Origin of the sequence: Gordonia sp. (in: high G+C Gram-positive bacteria) (assembly GCF_012515855.1) — a bacterium.
Classification (GTDB): domain Bacteria; phylum Actinomycetota; class Actinomycetes; order Mycobacteriales; family Mycobacteriaceae; genus Gordonia.
The window spans coordinates 1-19663 of the sequence record NZ_JAAYXO010000077.1; the positions used below are offsets into that span (position 1 = coordinate 1).

At 67.3% G+C, this 19663-nt stretch carries 16 protein-coding genes, 2 tRNA genes and 1 pseudogene; 13 read left to right on the forward strand and 6 right to left on the reverse strand.

Translation table 11 applies throughout. From position 1 onward, the window contains the following. The 7 genes from GX543_RS05490 to GX543_RS05520 all read left to right on the forward strand — a co-directional run. A partial coding sequence (locus tag GX543_RS05490) for a 3'-5' exonuclease (protein WP_290850393.1) occupies nt 1-2076 on the forward strand: 2076 nt, incomplete at its 5' end. A 10-nt stretch (nt 2077-2086) separates the two neighbouring features. Then, nucleotides 2087-3148, forward strand: coding sequence for a TrkA family potassium uptake protein (locus GX543_RS05495; protein WP_290850395.1), 1062 nt, complete (start codon nt 2087-2089; stop codon nt 3146-3148). Further along, on the forward strand, nt 3148-4062 hold the full coding sequence (gene nudC, locus GX543_RS05500) for an NAD(+) diphosphatase (RefSeq protein ID WP_290850396.1): 915 nt from the start codon (nt 3148-3150) through the stop codon (nt 4060-4062). Before GX543_RS05495 ends, nudC begins: the two co-directional genes overlap by 1 nt. Nucleotides 4063-4091: 29 nt before the next feature. Then, nucleotides 4092-4352: a mycoredoxin gene (locus GX543_RS05505; RefSeq protein ID WP_290850397.1), complete on the forward strand. Its 261-nt coding sequence runs from the start codon at nt 4092-4094 to the stop codon at nt 4350-4352. Nucleotides 4353-4407: 55 nt separating this feature from the next. Further along, complete coding sequence (locus GX543_RS05510; RefSeq protein WP_290850399.1) at nt 4408-6432, forward strand: ATP-dependent helicase; 2025 nt, start codon at nt 4408-4410, stop codon at nt 6430-6432. A 245-nt stretch (nt 6433-6677) separates the two neighbouring features. Further along, entirely contained in the window at nt 6678-7415 is a 738-nt protein-coding gene (locus tag GX543_RS05515; RefSeq protein ID WP_290850401.1) for a hypothetical protein, read from the forward strand. A 573-nt stretch (nt 7416-7988) separates the two neighbouring features. Next, nucleotides 7989-8255, forward strand: coding sequence for a WhiB family transcriptional regulator (locus GX543_RS05520; protein ID WP_290850402.1), 267 nt, complete (start codon nt 7989-7991; stop codon nt 8253-8255). Nucleotides 8256-8271: 16 nt separating this feature from the next. Here GX543_RS05520 and GX543_RS05525 read toward each other — a convergent pair whose 3' ends face one another. The 3 genes from GX543_RS05525 to GX543_RS05535 form a co-directional block, all read right to left on the reverse strand. After that, on the reverse strand, nt 8272-9588 hold the full coding sequence (locus GX543_RS05525; RefSeq protein WP_290850404.1) for an AarF/UbiB family protein: 1317 nt from the start codon (nt 9586-9588) through the stop codon (nt 8272-8274). Further along, nucleotides 9585-10517 (reverse strand): hypothetical protein, encoded by a 933-nt coding sequence (locus GX543_RS05530; protein ID WP_290850405.1) that lies wholly within the window; start codon nt 10515-10517, stop codon nt 9585-9587. The genes GX543_RS05525 and GX543_RS05530 overlap by 4 nt, the downstream gene beginning before the upstream one ends. A gap of 69 nt (nt 10518-10586) precedes the next feature. After that, a complete protein-coding gene (locus GX543_RS05535; RefSeq protein WP_290850406.1) occupies nt 10587-12020 on the reverse strand; it encodes a zinc-dependent metalloprotease in 1434 nt (477 codons plus the stop codon). 71 nt (nt 12021-12091) lie between these two features. Here GX543_RS05535 and GX543_RS05540 point away from each other — a divergent pair, with 71 nt between their 5' ends. Further along, on the forward strand, nt 12092-13132 hold the full coding sequence (locus GX543_RS05540) for a PDZ domain-containing protein (RefSeq protein ID WP_290850407.1): 1041 nt from the start codon (nt 12092-12094) through the stop codon (nt 13130-13132). A gap of 30 nt (nt 13133-13162) precedes the next feature. On the opposite strand, the gene GX543_RS05545 is transcribed toward GX543_RS05540, so the two are convergent. Beyond that, nucleotides 13163-13732, reverse strand: coding sequence for a PPA1309 family protein (locus GX543_RS05545; protein ID WP_290850409.1), 570 nt, complete (start codon nt 13730-13732; stop codon nt 13163-13165). Between the two features lie 128 nt (nt 13733-13860). On the opposite strand from GX543_RS05545, the gene GX543_RS05550 reads away from it, so the two are divergent. Further along, entirely contained in the window at nt 13861-16839 is a 2979-nt protein-coding gene (locus GX543_RS05550; RefSeq protein ID WP_290850410.1) for a UPF0182 family protein, read from the forward strand. 112 nt (nt 16840-16951) lie between these two features. On the opposite strand, the gene GX543_RS05555 is transcribed toward GX543_RS05550, so the two are convergent. Further along, nucleotides 16952-17245 (reverse strand): hypothetical protein, encoded by a 294-nt coding sequence (locus GX543_RS05555; RefSeq protein ID WP_290850412.1) that lies wholly within the window; start codon nt 17243-17245, stop codon nt 16952-16954. A gap of 195 nt (nt 17246-17440) precedes the next feature. Between GX543_RS05555 and GX543_RS05560 the strand changes: the two are divergent. Together GX543_RS05560 and GX543_RS05565 are read left to right on the forward strand one after the other, a co-directional pair. Beyond that, a pseudogene (locus GX543_RS05560) lies at nt 17441-17606 on the forward strand (mammalian cell entry protein); the annotation flags it as partial. An 84-nt stretch (nt 17607-17690) separates the two neighbouring features. Then, nucleotides 17691-17767 (forward strand) — tRNA-Met (locus tag GX543_RS05565). Nucleotides 17768-17827: 60 nt separating this feature from the next. Here GX543_RS05565 and GX543_RS05570 read toward each other — a convergent pair. Next, entirely contained in the window at nt 17828-18175 is a 348-nt protein-coding gene (locus GX543_RS05570) for an alpha/beta fold hydrolase (RefSeq protein WP_290850414.1), read from the reverse strand. Between the two features lie 512 nt (nt 18176-18687). Here GX543_RS05570 and GX543_RS05575 point away from each other — a divergent pair. Both GX543_RS05575 and GX543_RS05580 read left to right on the forward strand, forming a co-directional pair. Continuing rightward, nucleotides 18688-18764 (forward strand) — tRNA-Met (locus GX543_RS05575). A 230-nt stretch (nt 18765-18994) separates the two neighbouring features. Next, nucleotides 18995-19654 carry a hypothetical protein gene (locus tag GX543_RS05580; protein WP_290850416.1) on the forward strand — a complete coding sequence of 220 codons (660 nt, stop codon included), beginning with the start codon at nt 18995-18997 and terminating at the stop codon, nt 19652-19654. Nucleotides 19655-19663 lie beyond the last annotated feature (9 nt).

Below are 19663 nucleotides of genomic sequence, written 5' to 3' on the forward strand. Positions count from 1 at the left end.
CGCGAGGAGACGCCGCCGCCGACCACCGCGATCCTGGTGCGCCGCAACGAGGACTCCGCGCCGCTGGCCGCCGAACTCGAACGACGCGGCATTCCCGCGGAGGTGGTCGGCATCGGCGGTCTGCTACACGTCCCGGAGATCACCGACATCGTCGCGACCCTGCGGCTGATGGCCGACCCGATGGCCGGGACGGCGGCCATGCGCCTTCTGACCGGCGCCCGCTGGCAACTCGGCGCCGCCGATCTCGCAGCACTGTGGCGGCGGGCCCGGGAACTCGCGGCGGGCACCGGGACGCCGACCACCGGCGCGGTCACCAGCAGGGAGGCGCTCGACGACGCCCTCGACGCGGCGCTGCCGGGGGAGGCCGTCGATTCCGCGGGACTGTGCGACGCCCTCGCCGATCCGGGCGACGCCGCCCGCTACAGCGCGGCGGGCTTCGAGCGGATCTCCACGTTCGGGTCGCAGCTCGAAGGTCTGCGGCGGCGGATCGGGCAGCCGTTGCCCGAACTCGTCGCCGACGTCGAGCAGACCATCGGCGTGGCGGTCGAAGCGCAGATCCGGGCGAGGCGCATGCGCGGCGAAGTGACCGGGCGCGAGCACCTGGACGCCTTCGCCGAGTACGTGACCCACTACGCCGAACGGTCCGGAGCCACGCTGCCCGGCCTGCTCGCCTTCCTCGAGACCGCCGAGGTGGTGGAGAAGGGCCTCGAGGCCGGGCAGGTGGAGGTGGCCCAGCAGCGCGTGCAGATCCTCACCGTGCACGCCGCGAAGGGCCTGGAATGGGACGTCGTCGCGCTCCCACACGTAGCCGATCGGATCTTCCCGAGCGGCAAGGCGGAGACCACCTGGCTCGGCTCGGCGCGGGAACTGCCCGCCGAACTGCGCGGCGATCTGGCCCACGACGGCGACGAAGGCTTCCCCCCGCTCGACCTGACCGACGTCGCCGACCGCAAGGAGCTCGAGACGGCGATCGACGAGCACAAGGCGGCCATCGCCGAACGCCGCCTGGAAGAAGACCGGCGACTGCTCTACGTCGCGCTCACCCGCGCCAAGCACACATTGCTGGTGTCGGCGCACCACTGGTCGGAGACCGGCGACAAACCGCGCGGCGGTTCGGAGTTCTACACCGAACTCGCAGCTCTCGTCGCCGACGGCGCCTCCGGTGCCGCGGTCGACGCGGGCGTGGAGGTGGACCCGAGCGGACTCCTCATCGACGTCGACGCCTTGCCGCCCGATCCGGACGCCACCAACCCGCTGACCGAACAGCAGGTCAGCGTCGCGTGGCCGGTCGACCTCCTCGGCGACCGTCGCGCCCCGATGGTGGCGGCCGCAGAACTCGTCGACGCCGCCCGCGCCGAGCGGGCCCTGTTCGCCGTCGCCGACGCCGAGCCGCTCGACAGCGACGCGCGCGAGTGGCAGCGCGAGGTGGCAGTCCTGCTCGACGAGAAGGCACAGGCGGGCGATCCGATGGTCGAGGTGGAGCTCCCCGGCCACCTGTCGGTGAGCCAGCTCGTCGAACTCGACACCGACGACGAGGCCTTCGCGGCCCGGCTGCGTCGTCCGGTTCCGTACCGCCCCAACCCGATGGCGCGTCGCGGCACCGCCTTCCACGCGTGGGTGGAACGACGCTTCGGCGCCACCCGGCTCCTCGACGTCGACGAACTGCCCGGTGCCGCCGACGCCGCCGCCGGTGCCGTCGAGGACGACCTCGACCTGCTGCGGAGCAAGTTCCTGGCATCCGAATGGGCCGACCGCACTCCGCGCGAGGTGGAGGTGGGCTTCGAGACGGTGATCGGCTCCACGGTGGTGCGCGGACGGATGGATGCGGTCTTCGCCGACGGCGACGGCGCGCTGGTGGTCGACTGGAAGACCGGCGCGGTGCCGGAACCGGCCAAACGCAAACCGCTGTTCGTTCAGCTCGCCGCCTATCGCGTCGCGTGGTCGCAGCTGTCGGGCATCCCGCTGGAGAAGGTGCGTGCGGCGTTCGTCTACGTGCGGCACGACTACACGCTCGAACCGGTCGACCTGCCGGGTCCGGAGGCGCTTGCGCAGATGCTCGCCGACCGCATGCAGTAGCCTCCAATTCGTGCGTAAGCGATTGCGCCGCAGACGCGGCGGGCTGGTAGACGAGCCGGATTACGCCCTCGTCGGCGTCGTCCGGATCCCGGAGTCGGAGAAGAGTCCGGCGCGGGCCATCGGCCGACGCGTGCTGTGGGCGCTGACCGCGCTGTTCATCTGCTCCATCGTCGTCTACCTCGATCGCAGCGGCTATCGCGACGCCAAGGGCGATGAGATGACCTACATCGACGCGCTCTACTACACGTCGGTGACGCTCTCGACCACCGGCTACGGCGACATCACGCCGATCACCGAATCGGCTCGCCTGGTGAACATCATCTTCATCACGCCGTTGCGCGTCCTCTTCCTGATCGTGCTCATCGGTACGACCCTCGAAGTGCTGACCGAACGCTCACGGCAGGCGATGAAGATCCAGAACTGGAGGAACCGGGTGCGTAACCACACCATCGTCATCGGATACGGAACCAAGGGCCGTACCGCGGTCGACGCCGTCCTCGCCGACGGAGGCAAGGCCGCCGAGATCGTCGTCGTCGACAAGGACCAAACGGCGCTCGACTCGGCCAACGCCCACGGACTGGTCACCGTTCGCGGTGATGCGACCAAGTCGGACGTGTTGCGCCTGGCCGGGGTGCAGCACGCGGCCGCCATCGTCGTCGCCGCCAACCGCGACGACACCGCGGTGCTCGCAACGCTCACCGCCCGCGAGATCAACTCCCGCGCCAAGATCGTCGCCGCGATCAACGAGTCCGAGAACACCCACCTGATGCGACAGTCCGGCGCCAACTCGGTGGTCGTCTCCTCGGAGACCGCGGGCCGGCTCCTCGGCATCGCGACCATCACCCCGTCGGTGGTGGAGGTGGTCGAGGACCTGCTGAGCCCCGAAGAGGGTTACGCCATCGCCGAGCGCGAGGTGGAGCCCTCGGAGACTGGCGGCTCGCCCGCCCACACCAAGGACCTCGTCCTCGGCGTGGTGCGCGAAGGCAAGCTGTACCGGGTCGGCGACGAGGAGGTCGAAGCCATCGAAGCCGGGGACCGCCTGCTGTACGTGCGTCAGGGCGGACCGGCCTGATGGCGTCGTTCGACTTCATCGAACCGCCCGTCCTCTCGCGGGCGGAGTTCGACCGTGCCGACCTCATCCGCAAAGACCCCGAACGACTCGCGGCGGGCTGGCCTGCCGCCCGCGTCCTCCTCGTCGATCACCGTGGTCAGTACCCGATCACCGAGCAGGGCTCCCTGCGCTGGACACCGGCCGTCGACCTCGGGGTCGAGCCGGCAGCGGGCGCCGTCTTCCTCGGCGTCGGCGACACCGATCTCTGGGCGCTGCGCGTCGAGGAGGCTCCCGCACCCAGCGCCGAGCCGCGCTCCGGCGCCGACCGACTGACCGGTGACGAGGCCGGTCTGCTGGCCACCGCCATCGGTGTCCTCAACTGGCATCGCACCACCGGATTCTCGCCGGTCGACGGCAAACCGCTCGACCTGGTCCAGGGCGGCTGGCTGCGACGCGACCCGGACACCGGGGCCGAGGAGTATCCGCGCACCGACCCGGCCGTGATCATGGTGGTGCACGACGGCGCCGACCAGGTGTTGCTGGGCCGCCAGGTGGTGTGGCCCGATCGCTGGTTCTCCACCCTCGCCGGATTCGTCGAGCCGGGGGAGTCGCTCGAACAGTGCGTCCGCCGCGAGGTCTTGGAGGAAGCGGGCATCACCGTGCACTCGCCGCAGTACCTCGGCTCGCAGCCCTGGCCGTTCCCGCGGTCACTGATGCTCGGGTTCGAAGCCGTCGGCGATCCCTCCGAACCGCTGACCTTCCGCGACGGCGAGCTCGGCGACGCCCGGTGGTTCCACCGCGACGAAGTGCTTCAGGCGCTCGAACGCGAGGACGACTGGGGTGCGGAGAACCCCGACTCGCGGTTGATGCTGCCCGGATCCATCTCCATCGCGCGCAGTCTCATCACCGGCTGGGCTCGCGCCCCGAAACCCTGAACCGCGTCCGGATGTGCTGAAATGGCGGCATGAGTGAAGCGGCAGCGAACCCCGAACTGACCCTGTACACCACCTCCTGGTGCCCGTTCTGCAACCGGCTCAAGGCCGGGCTGGAGCGCAACGGCCTCGAGTGGACCGAGATCGACATCGAAGCCAACCCGGAGGCGGCCGAGTTCGTCGGCAGCGTCAACGGCGGAAATCACGTGGTGCCGACGGCGCTGTACGCCGACGGATCGACGGCCACCAATCCGTCGGTCGGCGAGGTGATGAGCAAGCTCGGCAAGTTGTAAGCTGCTGACCAGCGCGTTGTCACCCGATGTCGGAGGTGCGTGAGAACGTGGAGGCATGACGACGGTGGTTGGGAGCGCAGCGACGGCAGGGCTCGATCCGGAGCAGCTCGAGGCCGTGCTGGCGCCGCGGGGACCGGTCTGTGTGCTCGCCGGCGCCGGGACCGGCAAGACCCGCACCATCACCCGGCGGATCGCGCATCTCGTCGACTCCGGGCAGGTCAACCCCGGACAGGTGTTGGCGGTGACGTTCACCGCGCGCGCGGCGGCGGAGATGCGCGAGCGGCTCGCGACCCTCGGCGTCGCGGGGCCCGGCAACGTCGTCGCCGCGCAGACCTTCCACGCCGCGGCCATGCGGCAGCTTCGTTACTTCTGGCCGATGGCCTTCGGCGACATGCGATGGGAACTGCTCGACCATAAGTTCCGCATGGTGGGCCGCGTGGTCCGTGATCTCGGGCTCGACGCCTCCGACCGCGACTTGCTGCGAGACCTCGCGTCCGAGATCGAGTGGGCGAAGTCGTCCGCGGTGGGCCCGGAGCAGTACGCCGCCGAGGCCCTGCGCGTGCACCGCGACGTGCCGACCGACCCGCAGACGGTGATGCGGGTCTTCGCGGCATACGAGGACGCGAAGGTCGCGCCCAACGGCGACCGACTCCTGGACTTCGAAGACCTCCTGATCTACACGACGATGATCCTGCAGTCCGATCCGTCGATCGCCGAGGAGTTCCGCTCGCGGTACCGCAGTTTCGTGGTCGACGAGTACCAGGACGTCACGCCGATCCAACAGAATCTGCTGGAGGCCTGGCTCGGCGGCCGCGACGATCTCACCGTGGTCGGCGACGCCAATCAGACCATCTACAGCTTCACCGGGGCCACCCCCTCCTATTTGCTCGACTTCACTCGCAAGTACGAGAACGCGACCCTGGTGCGGTTGCAGCGCGACTACCGCTCGACGCCCCAGGTAGTCCACCTGGCCAACGAGGCCATCGGCAAGGCACGCGGCCGGATCGCGGGCACCCGCCTCAAGCTGGTGGGGCAACGCCCCGCCGGGCCCGAACCGATCTTCGCCGGATTCGACGACGAGATCTCCGAGGTCGTCGGTGTGGTGGCCCAGATCCGCAAGCTGATCCGAGCCGGCGTCCAGCCCGCCGAGATCGCCGTGCTGTACCGCGTCAACGCCCAGTCGGAGGCATACGAAGAAGCGCTGTCCGAGGCCGGGATCGACTACCAGGTGCGCGGAGCGCAGAGCTTCTTCGAGCGGCCCGAGATCGTCGCAGCCCTGCGGCGCCTGGTGTCCCTCGCCGGTGGCCCGCCGCCGCCGATGCAACCGGTCGACGCCGTCCGCCACGCCCTGCACCAGGTCGGCCTCACCGAGTCCGAGCCGAAGGGCGCCAACGCGCGGTCGCGCTGGCAGCAGTTGCTGCGGCTGGTCGAGATCGTCGAGGCGATCGCTGCCGAAGGGCCGCAGCTCGACTTCGCCGGGGTGGTCGCGAAGCTGGAGGAGCGTTCCAAGATGCGGCACGCGCCCGTGGGCGCGGGCATCACCCTGTCGTCGATGCACGCCGCGAAGGGGCTCGAGTGGGACGCCGTCTTCCTCACCGGACTGCACGAGGGCTCGATGCCGCTCGGGCGGGCGTCGAAGTCGACCGACGACGTCGAGGAGGAACGCCGCCTGTTCTACGTCGGCATCACCCGCGCCCGCGAGCATCTGCACTTGTCGTGGAGCCTGTCGCGAGGGGAGGGGAGGGGCGCCAAGCGTCGTCGCTCGCGTTTCCTCGAGGCCCTGGTCCCGGTGTCGAAGTCCGCGATGGACTTCGAACCGCTTCCCGAGCGCACCGAGCCCGACCCCGACGTCCTCGCCGCGCTGACCGCCTGGCGCACCCGGTTCGCCGAGTCCGAGGGCATCATGGAGTCGAATGTGATGAGCAAGTCGATGGTCCGCGCCATCGCGACCGCGGTGCCGACGTCGATCGAGGAGTTGGCCAAAGTCCGCGGTTTCGGCGCCGAGCGCGCCGACGTCATCGGACGGGCGATCATCGAGGTCGTCGATGCCGCACTTCCGGGTAAGAACGCAAAGACCTAACGCTGCCCAAGCTCCATTTGGACTGATCGCCGCGCGAGTAATAGCGAGGGGAGGACAGCGTATGCGTATGCAGTCCCCTGTGATCTGTGCACACCGCGCGTATTCCACGTCGGATGGTGATACTGCGCGGACAATCAAGCAGCGATCCAACGCGGGTTCGTAAAGCTCGAGCGTTCCGTGCGTCGTGACCACACGAACGCTAGTTCTGTCGTGCCTTCTCTCGAGCTACCTGCGATACTTGGACGGTGACCGAAAATGATGGCATCGGGTCGGCACGATCCGAGGCGGTTGCGTTTGCTCCCCTGGTGTCAGTTCGGAACTACATGGCGCCAGAGCATCTCTGGTCTGCGAGGTATGCAGCTCGGATGTGTGGCGAGATCGAGGGAAGGCTGAAGGGGACCGGCGAGCTGCACCGGCCTCACCGGTCGTACGTTATCAGCGCGGTGCTGTCGTCTGTCGCGTTCATGGAGACCTACATCAACGAGGTCCTCCAGGATCTCGCTGACTCTGAGCCCGGCGAGATCGATTCCCGCTGTGCGGGTATCGCCGAGCAATCGGCGGCGATCCTTCGAGAGATGTGGAATCCACCCGGAGAACGCATCGGTTGGCTTGAGCGAGCGAGCATCTTGGACAAGTATCGGGTTTCGCTGGCAGCATGCGGTGCGGAACCCTTTGAGAAGGGCGCTTGGCCCTATCAAAGTGCCAAGAAGCTGATCGACTTACGGAACGCGCTCGTGCACTTCAAGCCCGAGACTCAAGTATCTGGCGAAGCACACAAACTGGAGAAGGCTCTCAAGTCTGAGTTCGCGTCGAATCAGATCTTCTCTGAACCGTTGAGTCCCTGGTACACCATCGGGTGCCTCGGGTACGGCTGCGCTGAGTGGTCCCACACGACTGCAGCTGCGTTCATTGACGAATGGCAGGCGCGAATAGGTCTGGAGAAAGACTACAAGGACGAGATGGGGCAGTATGACTCTCCGTAGAAGTAGCAGTGGGCGTCGCTGATGCTGGATTTGAGGTATGACAGACCTCGCTCGACGCACCATCGTCGAGCGCTGGTTCGCGAAGACCTGTGGTGTGCGCCCTGCCGCTGGGGTTTCGCGGGTCTGCGTCGTGCGCGGCAGACTAGCGTGCATCGAGGTCCCGAGGCGAACGCCGGACCGATAACCGCAGGTAGAAAATAAGTTGTGCAGGTTTCCTCGTCCGCCTAGAGTACGAGGAGTACTTACGCGGAACCGGGGCTAGCCCTGTGCCGCGAAGCGAGCCGAACGAAAGAAAGGGAGTCGACCGATGAACTGGCAAGCCGTACATATCGCTGCAGCAGCAGCACCGTTGGCGCGAGCGCGCCGGCGATTCCCCGTGGCCCGCCCGGACGTACCCATGACGTCCCCGAGAAGGTCTCTCACTTAGAGACCAGCGGAACCATTCAGGCCACGGCGAATCGCGATAGCGAACCCCGTGGCCTTTTGCCTTCCGGACGGAAGTCATCTCCGTCGAAAGCGCAGTCGGCCCGGGGCTCACCCCGAAATCATCTGCGAAGAGAAAGCCGACTTGTTTTGACCATCTTGACCGTCCCTCGAATAGAACTCCCGTGCCAGAGTGTCGAGAACGACGCCGACCTGTGGTTCGCCGACCAGCCGAACCTGCTGGAAGAGGCGAAGAACCTCTGCCAGGCCTGCCCGCTACAGCTTCAGTGCCTCGAGGCCGCCCTCGAGCGCGAGGAGCCGTGGGGCGTCTGGGGAGGAGAGATCCTCGACCGCGGCATCGTCATCGCACGCAAGAGGCCACGCGGGCGGCCGCGTAAGAACGCGGCGCTCGCGTGAGCCGACTGCTCGCCGCTCAGCCTTCGAGGCCGGGCACCCACTCGTTCAGAATCGCACGATACGGGGCCTCGGCGTCGAGCTGAGCGGCGATGCCGACGCAGCCGATCAACACGCGGAAGACCATCACGTACTCGCGCGGAACATTCAGATTCCGCGACGTCTTGTACACGTCACCGCTCAGATCGGTGGCCTTTCCCGCAGCGCGCTGCAGCCACTTGCGGGTGAAGTGGAAGGTGTCCGCGTACAGCGGATCCACATACGGCTGCAGATAATTCGCCAGGTCCTCCGGGCTCACGCGCTTGGCGTGCGAGGCCTGAATGAAATTGGCCTCCACCATGGTCTCGCGGAGCTCGTCGTACCGCTTGTCGCGCGCCAGGGCGAGGATCGGTCCGGTCTTGTCGGGCAGCCCGTCCGGGTAATGTCCGACGGCGCCGAAGTCGAGGATGCCGAAGCGTCCGTCGTCGAGCACATAGAAGTTCCCCGGGTGCGGATCACCGTGCAACAGGCCCACCCGCGCGGGTGAGCTGATCTCGAACGTCGTCATCTTCGCCGCGGCGTCGTTCCGTTGCTCCTGCGTGCCGTCGGTGATGAGCTTCGACAATCGGATGCCGTCGATCCACTCCGACACCATCACCTTCGGAGCACTGGCCACCACCTTCGGGACCAGGAAATCCGGGTCGCCGGTGAAGGCACGAGCGAAGGCGCGCTGGTTGTCGGCTTCGGCGAGGTAGTCGAGCTCGTCCTCGGTCCGGTCGATCAGCTCGTCGACCATCGCTTTGACGTCGGTGCCGGGAGAGATCTTCTGAAGCAGACCGGACATTCGACTGAGCGTCTTGAGATCGGCTTTCAGCGCATGATCGGCACCGGGGTACTGCACCTTGACGGCCACCTCGCGCCCGTCGGACCAGACGGCCCGGTGGACCTGACCGATGCTGGCCGACGCCGCGGGCTGGTCGTCGAACTCGCGGAACCGTTCGTGCCAGCGGGTGCCGAGCTGCTGGTCGAGCACTTTGTGGACGGCGGCCGCCGACAGCGGCGGGGCCTCCGCCTGGAGTTTGGTCAGTGCCTCGCGGAAGGGCTCACCGAACTCCTCGGGAATCGCGGCTTCCATGATCGAGAGGGCTTGCCCCACCTTCATGGCGCCGCCCTTGAGCTCGCCGAGCACTGCGAACAGCTGCTCGGCGGTCTTGTTCATCAGGTCGGCGCTGACTTCTTCTTTGCTCGCGCCGGTGATGCGCCTGCCGAAACCCGCGGCCGCGCGACCTGCCATGCCTATGGGGAGGGACGCCAGCTTTGCGTTGCGACGTCCTTGACCCCGGGTGATCTCGCTCAATTTTGTCCTTTCGCCGCCTGTTCGAGGATAGTGGACGCCGCGCTTTCGGGGGTACTGCCGTACGTCAGTCGACTGCCGTACCGCTGCTGACACCGACAACGCGGGTGGACCGGCATCGCCGTCGACCGGAGGGTGCTGGGGATCGGGCGAAACTCCAGCGACCGACCCACCAGGGACGGGGCCTGCGTGCGGTGTGCTCGGAGCCGCTCGACGATCTCGGCGATCTGGGCCTGTGCGACGGCGGCCGTCGCGAGGCAGGTGCTCGCGCTGGCGCCTCCGGCGACGCCGTAGAGCGTCGCAGCGACCACCGGCCACAGGGGGTCGAGGTCGGCGCGGTGCAGATCGACGCACCGCAGGCAGCTCGACCGACCCGGCAGAACCAGCGGTCCGACCGTCCCGACGTCGTCGCCCACGTGTGCGGGCAGGTGCGGTGTCGCAGTGCCCATCAGCGGTTCCCAGACGGCCGGGTCGGGGACGGGCTGGTCGGCGATCACCACCAGCTGCGGTCGTCGCCGACCGACGACGTCCAGCTCGCGCGGATCGTACGGTGCCGCCGCGTGGCCGTCGCGGGCGAGCCCGGTCAGCAGTAGCTCGGCGATCTCGCCGTGCCCGACCACCCCGACGCTGAACGGAGCCAGACCGACGGTGGGCGGCGCAGTGGCCTTGCCCGCGGCGACGATCCGGTCGAGCATCGACCAGAAGCCCGAGGCGGTCAACCCGGACGACCGTACGTCGCGTCGCAGCTGACGGTAGCGCTGCGGTGTGCGCAGGCGTTGCAGGATCGCAACGATCTTGGCGCTGGTGACCCCTGGGTCCACGTCGAGGACCAGCGCGGTGCGCGGATCAGACCCGATGTGCACCCGACGATCGGCCCGGAGCAGGACTGGAGTGCCGGGCGTGAGAACCGGAAGCGCGTCGCGAGCGGCCATGTCTCACAGGCTGGCAGCGTGCCGCCGCGGTGGCGAACCGGTTGTCCACAGGTTTGCGGACGCCGACGATCAGGCCTGCTCGGGGCCCTTCTCGCCGGTGTCCTTGTTGTCGCTGTCCTTGTTGTCCCCAGCGTTGTTGTCTTGTGCGTCGGTGTCGTTCGCAGCGAACTGGCGCTCGAGTTCGGCGATCGCATCGTCGATGCCGGAGACGTCGCCGCCGATCACCCCGTCGATGAAGCCCGCCGGATTGTCGAGATCGTCGGCGTCGGGAAGCAGGTCCGGGTGATCCCACACGCCGTCCCGCACGGTGATGTCGGACGCCTCGGTCAACGACCGCCACAGTGTGGCCGCCTCGCGCAGCTTGCGCGGGCGCAGGTCCATGCCGATGAGGGTGGCAAAGGTCTGTTCGGCCGGTCCACCGGATGCGCGCCGACGGCGCATGGTCTCGGTGAGGGCCGCGGTGCTCGGAATCCGATCGCCGAGCGCGTTCGACACGACGAGTTCCACCCAGCCCTCGATCAATGCGAGCAAGGTCTCGAGTCGACTGAGCGCAGCCTGTTGCGCAGGCGTGGTCTGCGGCTCGAACGACGCCGCCGACCCCATCAGCTCTTCGAGCTTGCCGGGGTTGGTGAACAACTCCTGCGGGTCGATGTCGGTCGCCAGGTTCTGTAGGCCGCCGAGGTCCACGCGGATGCCGCGCGCGTACTCCTCGACAGTGGCCAGGACCCGCTGCTTGAGCCACGGGACATGGCTGAACAGGCGGATGTGGGCGGCTTCACGCGCGGCGAGGAAGACGACGATCTCCTGCGCGGGCAGGTCGAGCCCTTCGGCGAACTTCGCGATCGCCTCGGGCAGCAGCACGCCCATGCGATCGGGTGCCAGGGGAAGTCCGATGTCGGTGGAGGTCAGGACCCCGCCGGCGAGCTGACCGAGGCCTTGCCCCAGTTGCGTGCCGTACATGGTGCCGCTGAGCTGACCGATCATCGCCATCATCGGGCCGGCCAGTGCTTTGGCCTCCTCCGGGAGGCCTGCGTCCATCGTCTTCGACATCTGCTCGGCGATCGGGTCGCACAGGGTGCGCCAGGTCGGCAGGGTGTTCTCCAGCCAGTCGACGGGAGTCCACGCGGCGGTGCTGCTGATGCCCGCGGGCAGGGTGGTCTGCTCGTCGAGCCACACCTCGGCCAGACGGACGGCGTCGGCCACCGCCTGATCCTCCTTGGCGAGCATCGGGGTGAAGGCGCCGATCTGCTGGCGCGCGAGATTGGCGGCGACCTCGTAGTTCACCGGGCCGGATCCGCCCGCGGACATGCCCGAGCCCATGCCGCTGAACATGTTGCCCAACTGACTGAACAACTGACCGAGCTGCGACGGGTCGATGGGGCCGTCGCCCATCGCGAACCCGAAGGGGTTGTTCGCGCTGTTGCTCGCGTCGTCGTTGTCCCTTTTTCGGTCGTCTTTGTTGTCGTCGTTCGAGGACGAGAATCCGAAGGGCAGATCATTCATGTCCTCAACGGTACCGGCATCCGGCCTCCGCGTGCGGGCTCCGCGAAGGCTGCTGCATTACCCTGGGCCGGGTGACCTTCAAGCCAGCCCACCGCCGCATCATCACGCTCTCCGTGGGCGTCGTGCTGCTCGTCGCGTTCATCGTCGCCGGATCCACCCTGCGCGTGCCGTACATCGCGCTCGGGCCGGGCGTGACGGTCAACACCCTCGGCGACTTCGAGGGCAAGCGCGTGGTGAAGGTGTCCGATGCGGTGGATCCGAACCCGAAGGGCAACCTGAACCTGACGACGGTGTCGCTGTACGACGGGCTGACGCTGTTCGACGCGCTCGGCATGTGGATCTCCGGGTCGTACGAGCTCGCGCCCCGTGACCTGTACTACCCGCCGGACCAGACCGTCGAGCAAGTCCAGGAGCAGAACACCGCGCAAATGGCCGGCTCGGAGGCCAACGCGACAATGGCTGCGATGCAGTACCTGAACAAGCCGGTGGCGCTGGGCGTCGGCGACGTCGCGAAGAAGGGGCCGTCGGCGGGCAAGCTGCTGCCGTCGGACCGGGTGATCAGTGTCGACGGGACGCCGATCAACGGTCCGCAAGCCCTGTTCGACGTCCTCGCGAAGAAGAAGCCGGGCGACGAGATCGCGGTGGTGGTGCAACGCCGCGCCGAGCGACTCACCCAGCAGGTGACCCTCGGTGCGCGCCCCGACGACGCCGAGCGGCCCTACCTCGGAATCACGCCGCAGATGGTTCCGGCGGACCCGAACACCAACATCGTTTACAGCGTCGGCGCCATCGGCGGTCCGTCCGCGGGCCTGATGCTGACGCTGTCGGTGATCGACCAGATGACCCCCGGCAATCTCACGCACGGCAAGTTCGTCGCCGGCACCGGAACCATCGACCCGAGCGGCAAGGTCGGACCCATCGGCGGGATCGAGCACAAGATCAAGGCGGCGCGTGACGCCGGGGCGACGGTCTTCCTGGTCCCGGCCGACAACTGCGCAGCGGCGACGTCGGACACGCCGGACGGTGTCGAGCTGGTCAAGGTGGAGAACCTGACCGGTGCGATGGACGCCCTCGCCACGCTCGACACCGACAAGTCGCGCCCGAGCTGCTAGCGCTGCCTACGAATCAGCGCTGCCTACGAATCAGTGCTGCAGTGTCTGGGCCAGCGCGTCGAGCAGATTCGGCGCCAGATCGGGGTGGGTCTGCAGATCACCGGACTGCGACCCGTCGTCGTTCTTGAGGGCCAGCAGTGCCACGCGCTTGCCGTTGCGCAGAACTCCGGCGGCCAGGCGGGCGGTCTGCCTGCCGGGATGGGTCGCCGCCGCCTGTCGTGCCGCCTCGTCGGCCGCGGTGGGGTCGGCCAGCAGCGGTTCCAGGGCGGCGTCCAGATCGGCCTCGGCGTCCGGCGGCAGCAGGGTGATCTCCGTGACCAGCGCGCATCCGACCACCGGCCGGGGCCACGAGAGGGTGGTCAAGAGTTCCTCGAGATCGGCGGCGTGGGTCTCCTGAACCACCGGACTCAGCGAGGAGTCGTCGTCCGGATCCACCAGACCGGGCGCTTGGGCGGCCAGGATCTGGGTCGGGACCAGACCGAACAGCGTCGGGGCCGACCCCCACGGGAGATCGGCGGTGTAGGCGAGGCACTGGGCGAGCGCGTTGCCGAGGTCGGCCTGCGAGTAACCGGCGGCTCCAGAATCAGCTGAGGACGTCACGGGTCTATTGTGCAGGCCACTCCGGTCGGCGTCGCGAGCGGCCGAACTGCGCGAATCGGTAAGGTGGTCGACATTGCTGTCGCACGCGTGTGGGCAGAGACGAATCAGGAGCTTAGCTAGTGGTGAGTATGACCGGATCGACCGGTAGGCCGACCTTGTCGCGCCGAGGAAAGATCCTCCTCGGGATCGGTGTCGCAATCCTGCTTCTGATATTGATCGGCCCGCAGGTGGTGACACTGACGACGGACTGGCTCTGGTACTCCGACGTGGGCTATTCGACCGTGATGTCCACGATGATCACCACCAGGCTCGTGGTCTTCGCGGTGGTCGCGGTGGTGGTCGCGGCCATCATCTACGGTGCGGTCTACGCGGCCTACCGGGTGCGACCCGACTTCGTGATGCTGAGCAGCCCCAACGACCCGCTGGCGCGCTACCGCACCGCGATCGGCGTCCGCCCCAAGGTGTCGTTCATTCTCCCCGCTGCGTTCATCGGCGTCATGGCCGGGCTCATCGCGCAGAGTTCGTGGTCCACGGTCCTGACGTTTCTGAACGGTGAGGCGTTCGGCACCAAGGACCCGGAGTTCGGACTCGACATCGGTTTCTACGCGTTCACCCTGCCGTTCGTGCGCATGGTGCTCGACATCGTGTTCATCGCGCTGGTCATCGCCTTCATCGGAAGCTTGATCACGCACTACGTCTTCGGCGGGCTGCGTCTCGGCGGAGGCGGCCGACAGGGTTCGCTGACCCGCGCCGCCCGCATCCAGCTCGCGGTGATTGCGGGACTGTTCATGCTGGCCAAGGCCGTCGGTTACTGGCTCGATCGCTACGAACTGCTCAGCAACGGGCGTCGCGGCGACATCTTCACCGGCGCAAGCTACACGGACATCAACTTCGTGCTGCCGTCCAAGCTGATCCTGATGGCGATCGCGATCGTGTGCGCCGTGGCGTTCTTCGCGGCGATCGTGCTGCGCGACCTCCGCATCCCGGCCCTGGCCGCGGTGCTGATGCTGCTCTCCGCCCTGGTGATCGGCGTCGTCTGGCCCGCCGCGATGGAACAGTTCTCGGTGAAGCCGAGCGCGGACGTCAAGGAAGCCGAGTACATCGAGCGGAACATCGCCGCAACCACCGAGGCCTACCGGATCCGTCCGGGCAGGGACGTCACCTACGACAACGACTGGGCTCGCAAGGAGGCCAACCCGGCCACGGTGAACTCCGACACGGCGACGCTCTCGAACATCCGCCTGCTCGATCCGGCCGTGATGTCGACCGCCTTCTTCCAGCGCCAGGCGCTGAAGAACGTGTACGGGTTCCCCGCGCAGCTGGCGGTCGACCGCTACGAGGTCAAGGAGGACGGGAAGAGCGTCTCCCGCGACTTCATCGTCGCCGCGCGTGAACTCGATCCGTCGCGCCTGAGCGGCAACCAGACCAACTGGCTCAACAAGCACACCGTGTTCACCCACGGCAACGGCTTCATCGCGGCCCAGGCCAACAAGGTCGACGAGGCCCCGAACGGCGACACCAACTCCGATTCCGGCGGCCTCCCGGTGTTCCTCGTGTCGGACGTCGCCAACGTCAACACACCCGAATACAAGGCCACCGCGCCGATCAAGGTGACCCAGCCGCGCATCTACTTCGGCGAGATGATCGCCAAGGTGAACCCCGACTACGCCATCGTCGGGACCGGCGACGGCACCACCGGACGCGAGTACGACGGCGACAACGAGAACTATCGGTACTCGGCCGACTCGGGCGTCAAGCTGAGCAACTTCGGCGTGCGCATGCTGTACGCACTGAAGTACGGCGAACGGAACTTCGTCCTGTCGAGTGCTGTCACCGACAATTCGCGAATCCTCTACGACCGCGATCCGCGTGACCGCGTCAAGAAGGTCGCGCCGTGGCTGACCACCGACTCCAAGACGTACCCGGCGGTCATGGCCGACGGTTCGATCAAGTGGATCGTCGACGGGTACACCACCCTGAAGACCTACCCGTACGCGCAGCGGATGGCGCTCGACGCCGCGACCGCCGACTCCCGCCAGTCGCAGGCCGGCCCCACGGGTCGTTCACAGGCTGAGCAGGAGGTCTCGTACGTCCGGAACTCGGTGAAGGCCACCGTCGACGCCTACACCGGCGACGTTGAGCTGTACCAGGCCGACGACACCGATCCGGTGCTCAAGACCTGGATGAAGGCGTTCCCCGGAACGGTGAAGCCGAAGGCCGAGCTCGACAAGCGGCCCGACCTGCGCGCGCACCTGCGGTACCCGGAGGACATCTTCAAGATCCAGCGCGAACTGCTCACCAAGTACCACGTCGAGGACGGTTCCACGTTCTTCAAGTCGAGCAACTTCTGGACGGTGCCCGACGACCCGACGGTCGACAAGACGACGGCGCCGCAGCCGCCGTACTACTTCACCGCGTCGTCGCCGAGCGATGAGGCGAAGGCGCAGTTCCAGCTGACGTCGGTGATGACGGCGCTGGCTCGGCCGAACCTCGCCGCCTACATGACCGCGGACTCGGATCCGGAAGGATTCGGTCGGATCACGGTCAAGACGCTGCCGACATCGTCGCAGTCGGTGGGTCCGCAGCAGGCCACCGAGGCGATGAAGAACAGCCCGTCCAGTACGCGTGACCGCCAGCTGGTCGAGAACTCGAGCAAGGTGACCTACGGAAACCTGCTGGCCCTGCCTGTGGGCGACAACGGGATCCTGTACGTGCAGCCGATGTACAACCAGGCCAAGGGCGGCGACTCCGCCATCCCGAAGCTGTACCGGGTGCTGACGTACTACAACGCCGCCGCGGGTGAGAAGAAGGCCAACGCAGGGTACGCGCCGACCATCGGTGAGGCGCTGCGTCAGGTCGGTATCGACCCGGCGGCAGCCACCGAACCGGACGCGGGAGCTCCGCCGAGCAACAGCGGCCAGCCGTCGCCGAAGCCCGCCGAGCCCGCGCCGAGCGGCGACGCGAGCCGCGATGCGGTCGTGAGCGAGCTGGGTGACGCACTCGAAGAGGTCCGCAAGGCGCAGACCAGCGGCGACTTCAAGGCCTACGGCGAGGCGCTCGATCGACTCGACAAGGCGATCAAGAAGTACGAGGCGATGGGCGGCTAGAGCCGACTGTCACAACAGAGAACGCCGGCCGAGCGAACTTCGCTCGGCCGGCATTCTCTGTTGAGTGCTTCGCCCTGATGTCGCGTCTCGGCGCGGCTTCAAGCACGCGACTCTACGACGGGCGCACCTTGCTGAGATAGCGGTCGATCTCGGCGGGGGTGTTGTCCGGCATCACGGGGGAGTGCCGGAGCTGCTTGACCAGGTAGCCGAAGATCATGGATGCGCCGACCAGTCCACCCAGCGCTAGAACGCCGTACGTGATGTTCAGCGGCTTGTCGGTGGGCAGGTCGGCCAGCGTGGCGAGCCACAGTGCCGAGAACACCCCTCCGAGTAGTAACAGCACGAAGGCGACCATGCTCATCCAATGGTTGCCGTGACCTTCGTGTGCGACGGTCTTGTTCGTCATGACTCCTCCTCGGGACTTCGGTGACCTCGGCGTACCTTCACCGTACGCCAGATCGTGACAAATCTCACAAGGGGTATCTGCGTAATCCTTTTGTCACTTATCCCCGTGCGGGTAAGGGTCGCTGCGGTTCGTCGAATCCTGTCCGATGGACCGCGCGCAGCGTCGGCGCTGTCGGAGTTCTTGCGGGACTACGCCTGCACGGTGCCGACCGGCAACCCGACGTCGGTTCGCGGCGGTGCGCGCGCATCGCTGGGCAACCCGGCCAGCCGTGGGACACCGACGCCAAGAAGATCCGGACAAGCTGAACCTCAATCCGCTCGCGAGCCGGCCGGCACAGCTCATGGGTGTGCGCTCGCGCTGACCGCGGCATCGACGTGTCCTCGATCTCGTTGGCGGCTAATCGATTTGCACGCCGGTTCACCCGTGCGTAACGTAGTGGGTGCAACGCGGGGTGGAGCAGCTCGGTAGCTCGCTGGGCTCATAACCCAGAGGTCGTAGGTTCGAATCCTGCCCCCGCTACCACTGCAGGAAGACCCGGACTTCGGTCCGGGTCTTCCTGTATTTCGAGATCGGTGCGCGGGATCAGCGTACTGTCGGCTCGCGTACTGTCGGCTCCCTTTCTGTGGCTTCGGCCAAGAAGCGCTCGGTGATGGCCAAGAACTTGTCGGTCACCTCGATCTGCGCCATGTGTCCGACTGCCGGGAGCACCGCCAGGTCGGCGTGCGGTAGCGCGGCCCGCACCGTGGCGGCGTGGGTGCTCGGCAGGATTCGGTCCTTGGCGCCCCAGATCGCCAGGGTGGGCACCGGAGACGCCGCCGCTGCGGACAGCAACTCGGCGCGCCACTCCGGACGCACACCGCGCCACGTGCACAGCTCCACCGCGACGCGGCGCGAGAACTCACCGGCGTCGGTCTCCTGCGCGATGGCCATCGAGTGGCCGATGCGACAGCGGTCGGCCGCCCAGTGAATTGCCGATCCATTGACCGGAGCGCGCCTCGCCGAGTGCGTCGAGCACCCCGATCGCGGAGTCGGGCAGAGCGTTCACCGAATGCCCCGACCCGGAGTCCTCCGAGTACCCGAAGCCGGGCACATCCATGGGTGTTGATGCCGTGGACGAGAGCCCGCAGTGGAGCCGCCGGGCCGCACGCCACGTTGACGCGGGTGCGTCGACCGTTCACGTCGATGTGCGAGATGATCATGCCGACACCGCCGATGCCGGGACTGTGTGCGGCGCGGGCTGCGCCGCGTGGACCGAGAAGTGCAGGTCCGGATCTTCCGCCGGCTCGTCGATCAGTCGGCCCTTGTCTGCGGCGAAGTCGGTGTCGGGCGGGTGCGATCGGGACTGGACGGCGGGCCCTGCGGTTGCACGTGGCCACCTGAGAGCGACACGGTCGGCGTGATTTCGCTGTCGCCGCAGTGCCGTGTAGTGTTACCTCTTGCAACGCGGGGTGGAGCAGCTCGGTAGCTCGCTGGGCTCATAACCCAGAGGTCGTAGGTTCGAATCCTGCCCCCGCTACCAATAAGAAGACCCGCACCGTCACGGTGCGGGTCTTCTTGCATTCGTCATACAATCGAATCGAACTCTTGTTCTATTGAGGTGAGCCACGTAACATAGTCGGCATCGGATTCGGTCGGCGGGGAGGCGATGTGGGGGCTCCCTCTCCGGAAACGACGTAACCCCGGCGATATGGCTGGTGCCAGGGATCGTTCCGGGGTCTTCCGACAGTAAGGATACGGGGGTGATGGCTGATGTCAACGACGGGAGATCCGGCGCTGATGGCCAAGCTGCTGACGAGTACGCGGCTTCGGTCCTATGTCGATGCCACGCGCGGCGACCTTCCGGCGGCATTGCGGTTGTACGACTGGAACACCGTGGTATCGGCGGCCGTACTCGCGACGGTGGCGATGGTCGAGGTGATCGTCCGCAACTCGATGGACACCCAACTGACGCGCTGGGCGTCGGCGCGTGGTGAGCGATCGTGGCTTGACGCGTTGCCGTTGGAACCGCGGGGCGTCGACGACCTCGACCGCGCGCAGCGAGCGGTGGAGGCGCGCGGGGTGTGCGTCGATTACCACGACCATGTGGTGGCCGAACTGAACCTCGGTTTCTGGCGGTACCTCGCGGCGCAGCGGTACCTGACGTCGTTGTGGGTGCCGGCCCTCGGCAAGGCGTTCCCACACGGATATCGGGACGTCAGGGAGCGGAGGCGGGCCGTAGAACGACATCTGACGTCGCTTGCGATCGTCCGCAATCGCGTCGCACACCACGAACCGGTGCACCGAAGGGACCTGTGCGGCGATCTCCGGGCCGGAGTCGAGCTCGCGACGTGGGTTCATCCCGAAGCGGGCGCATGGGTGGCGAGCAGATCGCCGCTCGAGGCGGTCATCGCACGACGGCCGCACTGCTGACCGAGCCGC

What these genes read in the sequence shown, in the direction of transcription:
- GX543_RS05505 (WP_290850397.1), top strand. Translation starts at nt 4,092, where the DNA reads ATGAGTGAAGCGGCAGCGAACCCCGAACTGACCCTGTACACCACCTCC.
- GX543_RS05580 (WP_290850416.1), top strand. Translation starts at nt 18,995, where the DNA reads ATGTCAACGACGGGAGATCCGGCGCTGATGGCCAAGCTGCTGACGAGT.
- GX543_RS05570 (WP_290850414.1), bottom strand. Translation starts at nt 18,175, where the DNA reads ATGGCCATCGCGCAGGAGACCGACGCCGGTGAGTTCTCGCGCCGCGTC.
- GX543_RS05535 (WP_290850406.1), bottom strand. Translation starts at nt 12,020, where the DNA reads ATGAATGATCTGCCCTTCGGATTCTCGTCCTCGAACGACGACAACAAA.
- GX543_RS05555 (WP_290850412.1), bottom strand. Translation starts at nt 17,245, where the DNA reads ATGACGAACAAGACCGTCGCACACGAAGGTCACGGCAACCATTGGATG.
- GX543_RS05550 (WP_290850410.1), top strand. Translation starts at nt 13,861, where the DNA reads ATGACCGGATCGACCGGTAGGCCGACCTTGTCGCGCCGAGGAAAGATC.
- GX543_RS05510 (WP_290850399.1), top strand. Translation starts at nt 4,408, where the DNA reads ATGACGACGGTGGTTGGGAGCGCAGCGACGGCAGGGCTCGATCCGGAG.
- GX543_RS05530 (WP_290850405.1), bottom strand. Translation starts at nt 10,517, where the DNA reads ATGGCCGCTCGCGACGCGCTTCCGGTTCTCACGCCCGGCACTCCAGTC.
- nudC (WP_290850396.1), top strand. Translation starts at nt 3,148, where the DNA reads ATGGCGTCGTTCGACTTCATCGAACCGCCCGTCCTCTCGCGGGCGGAG.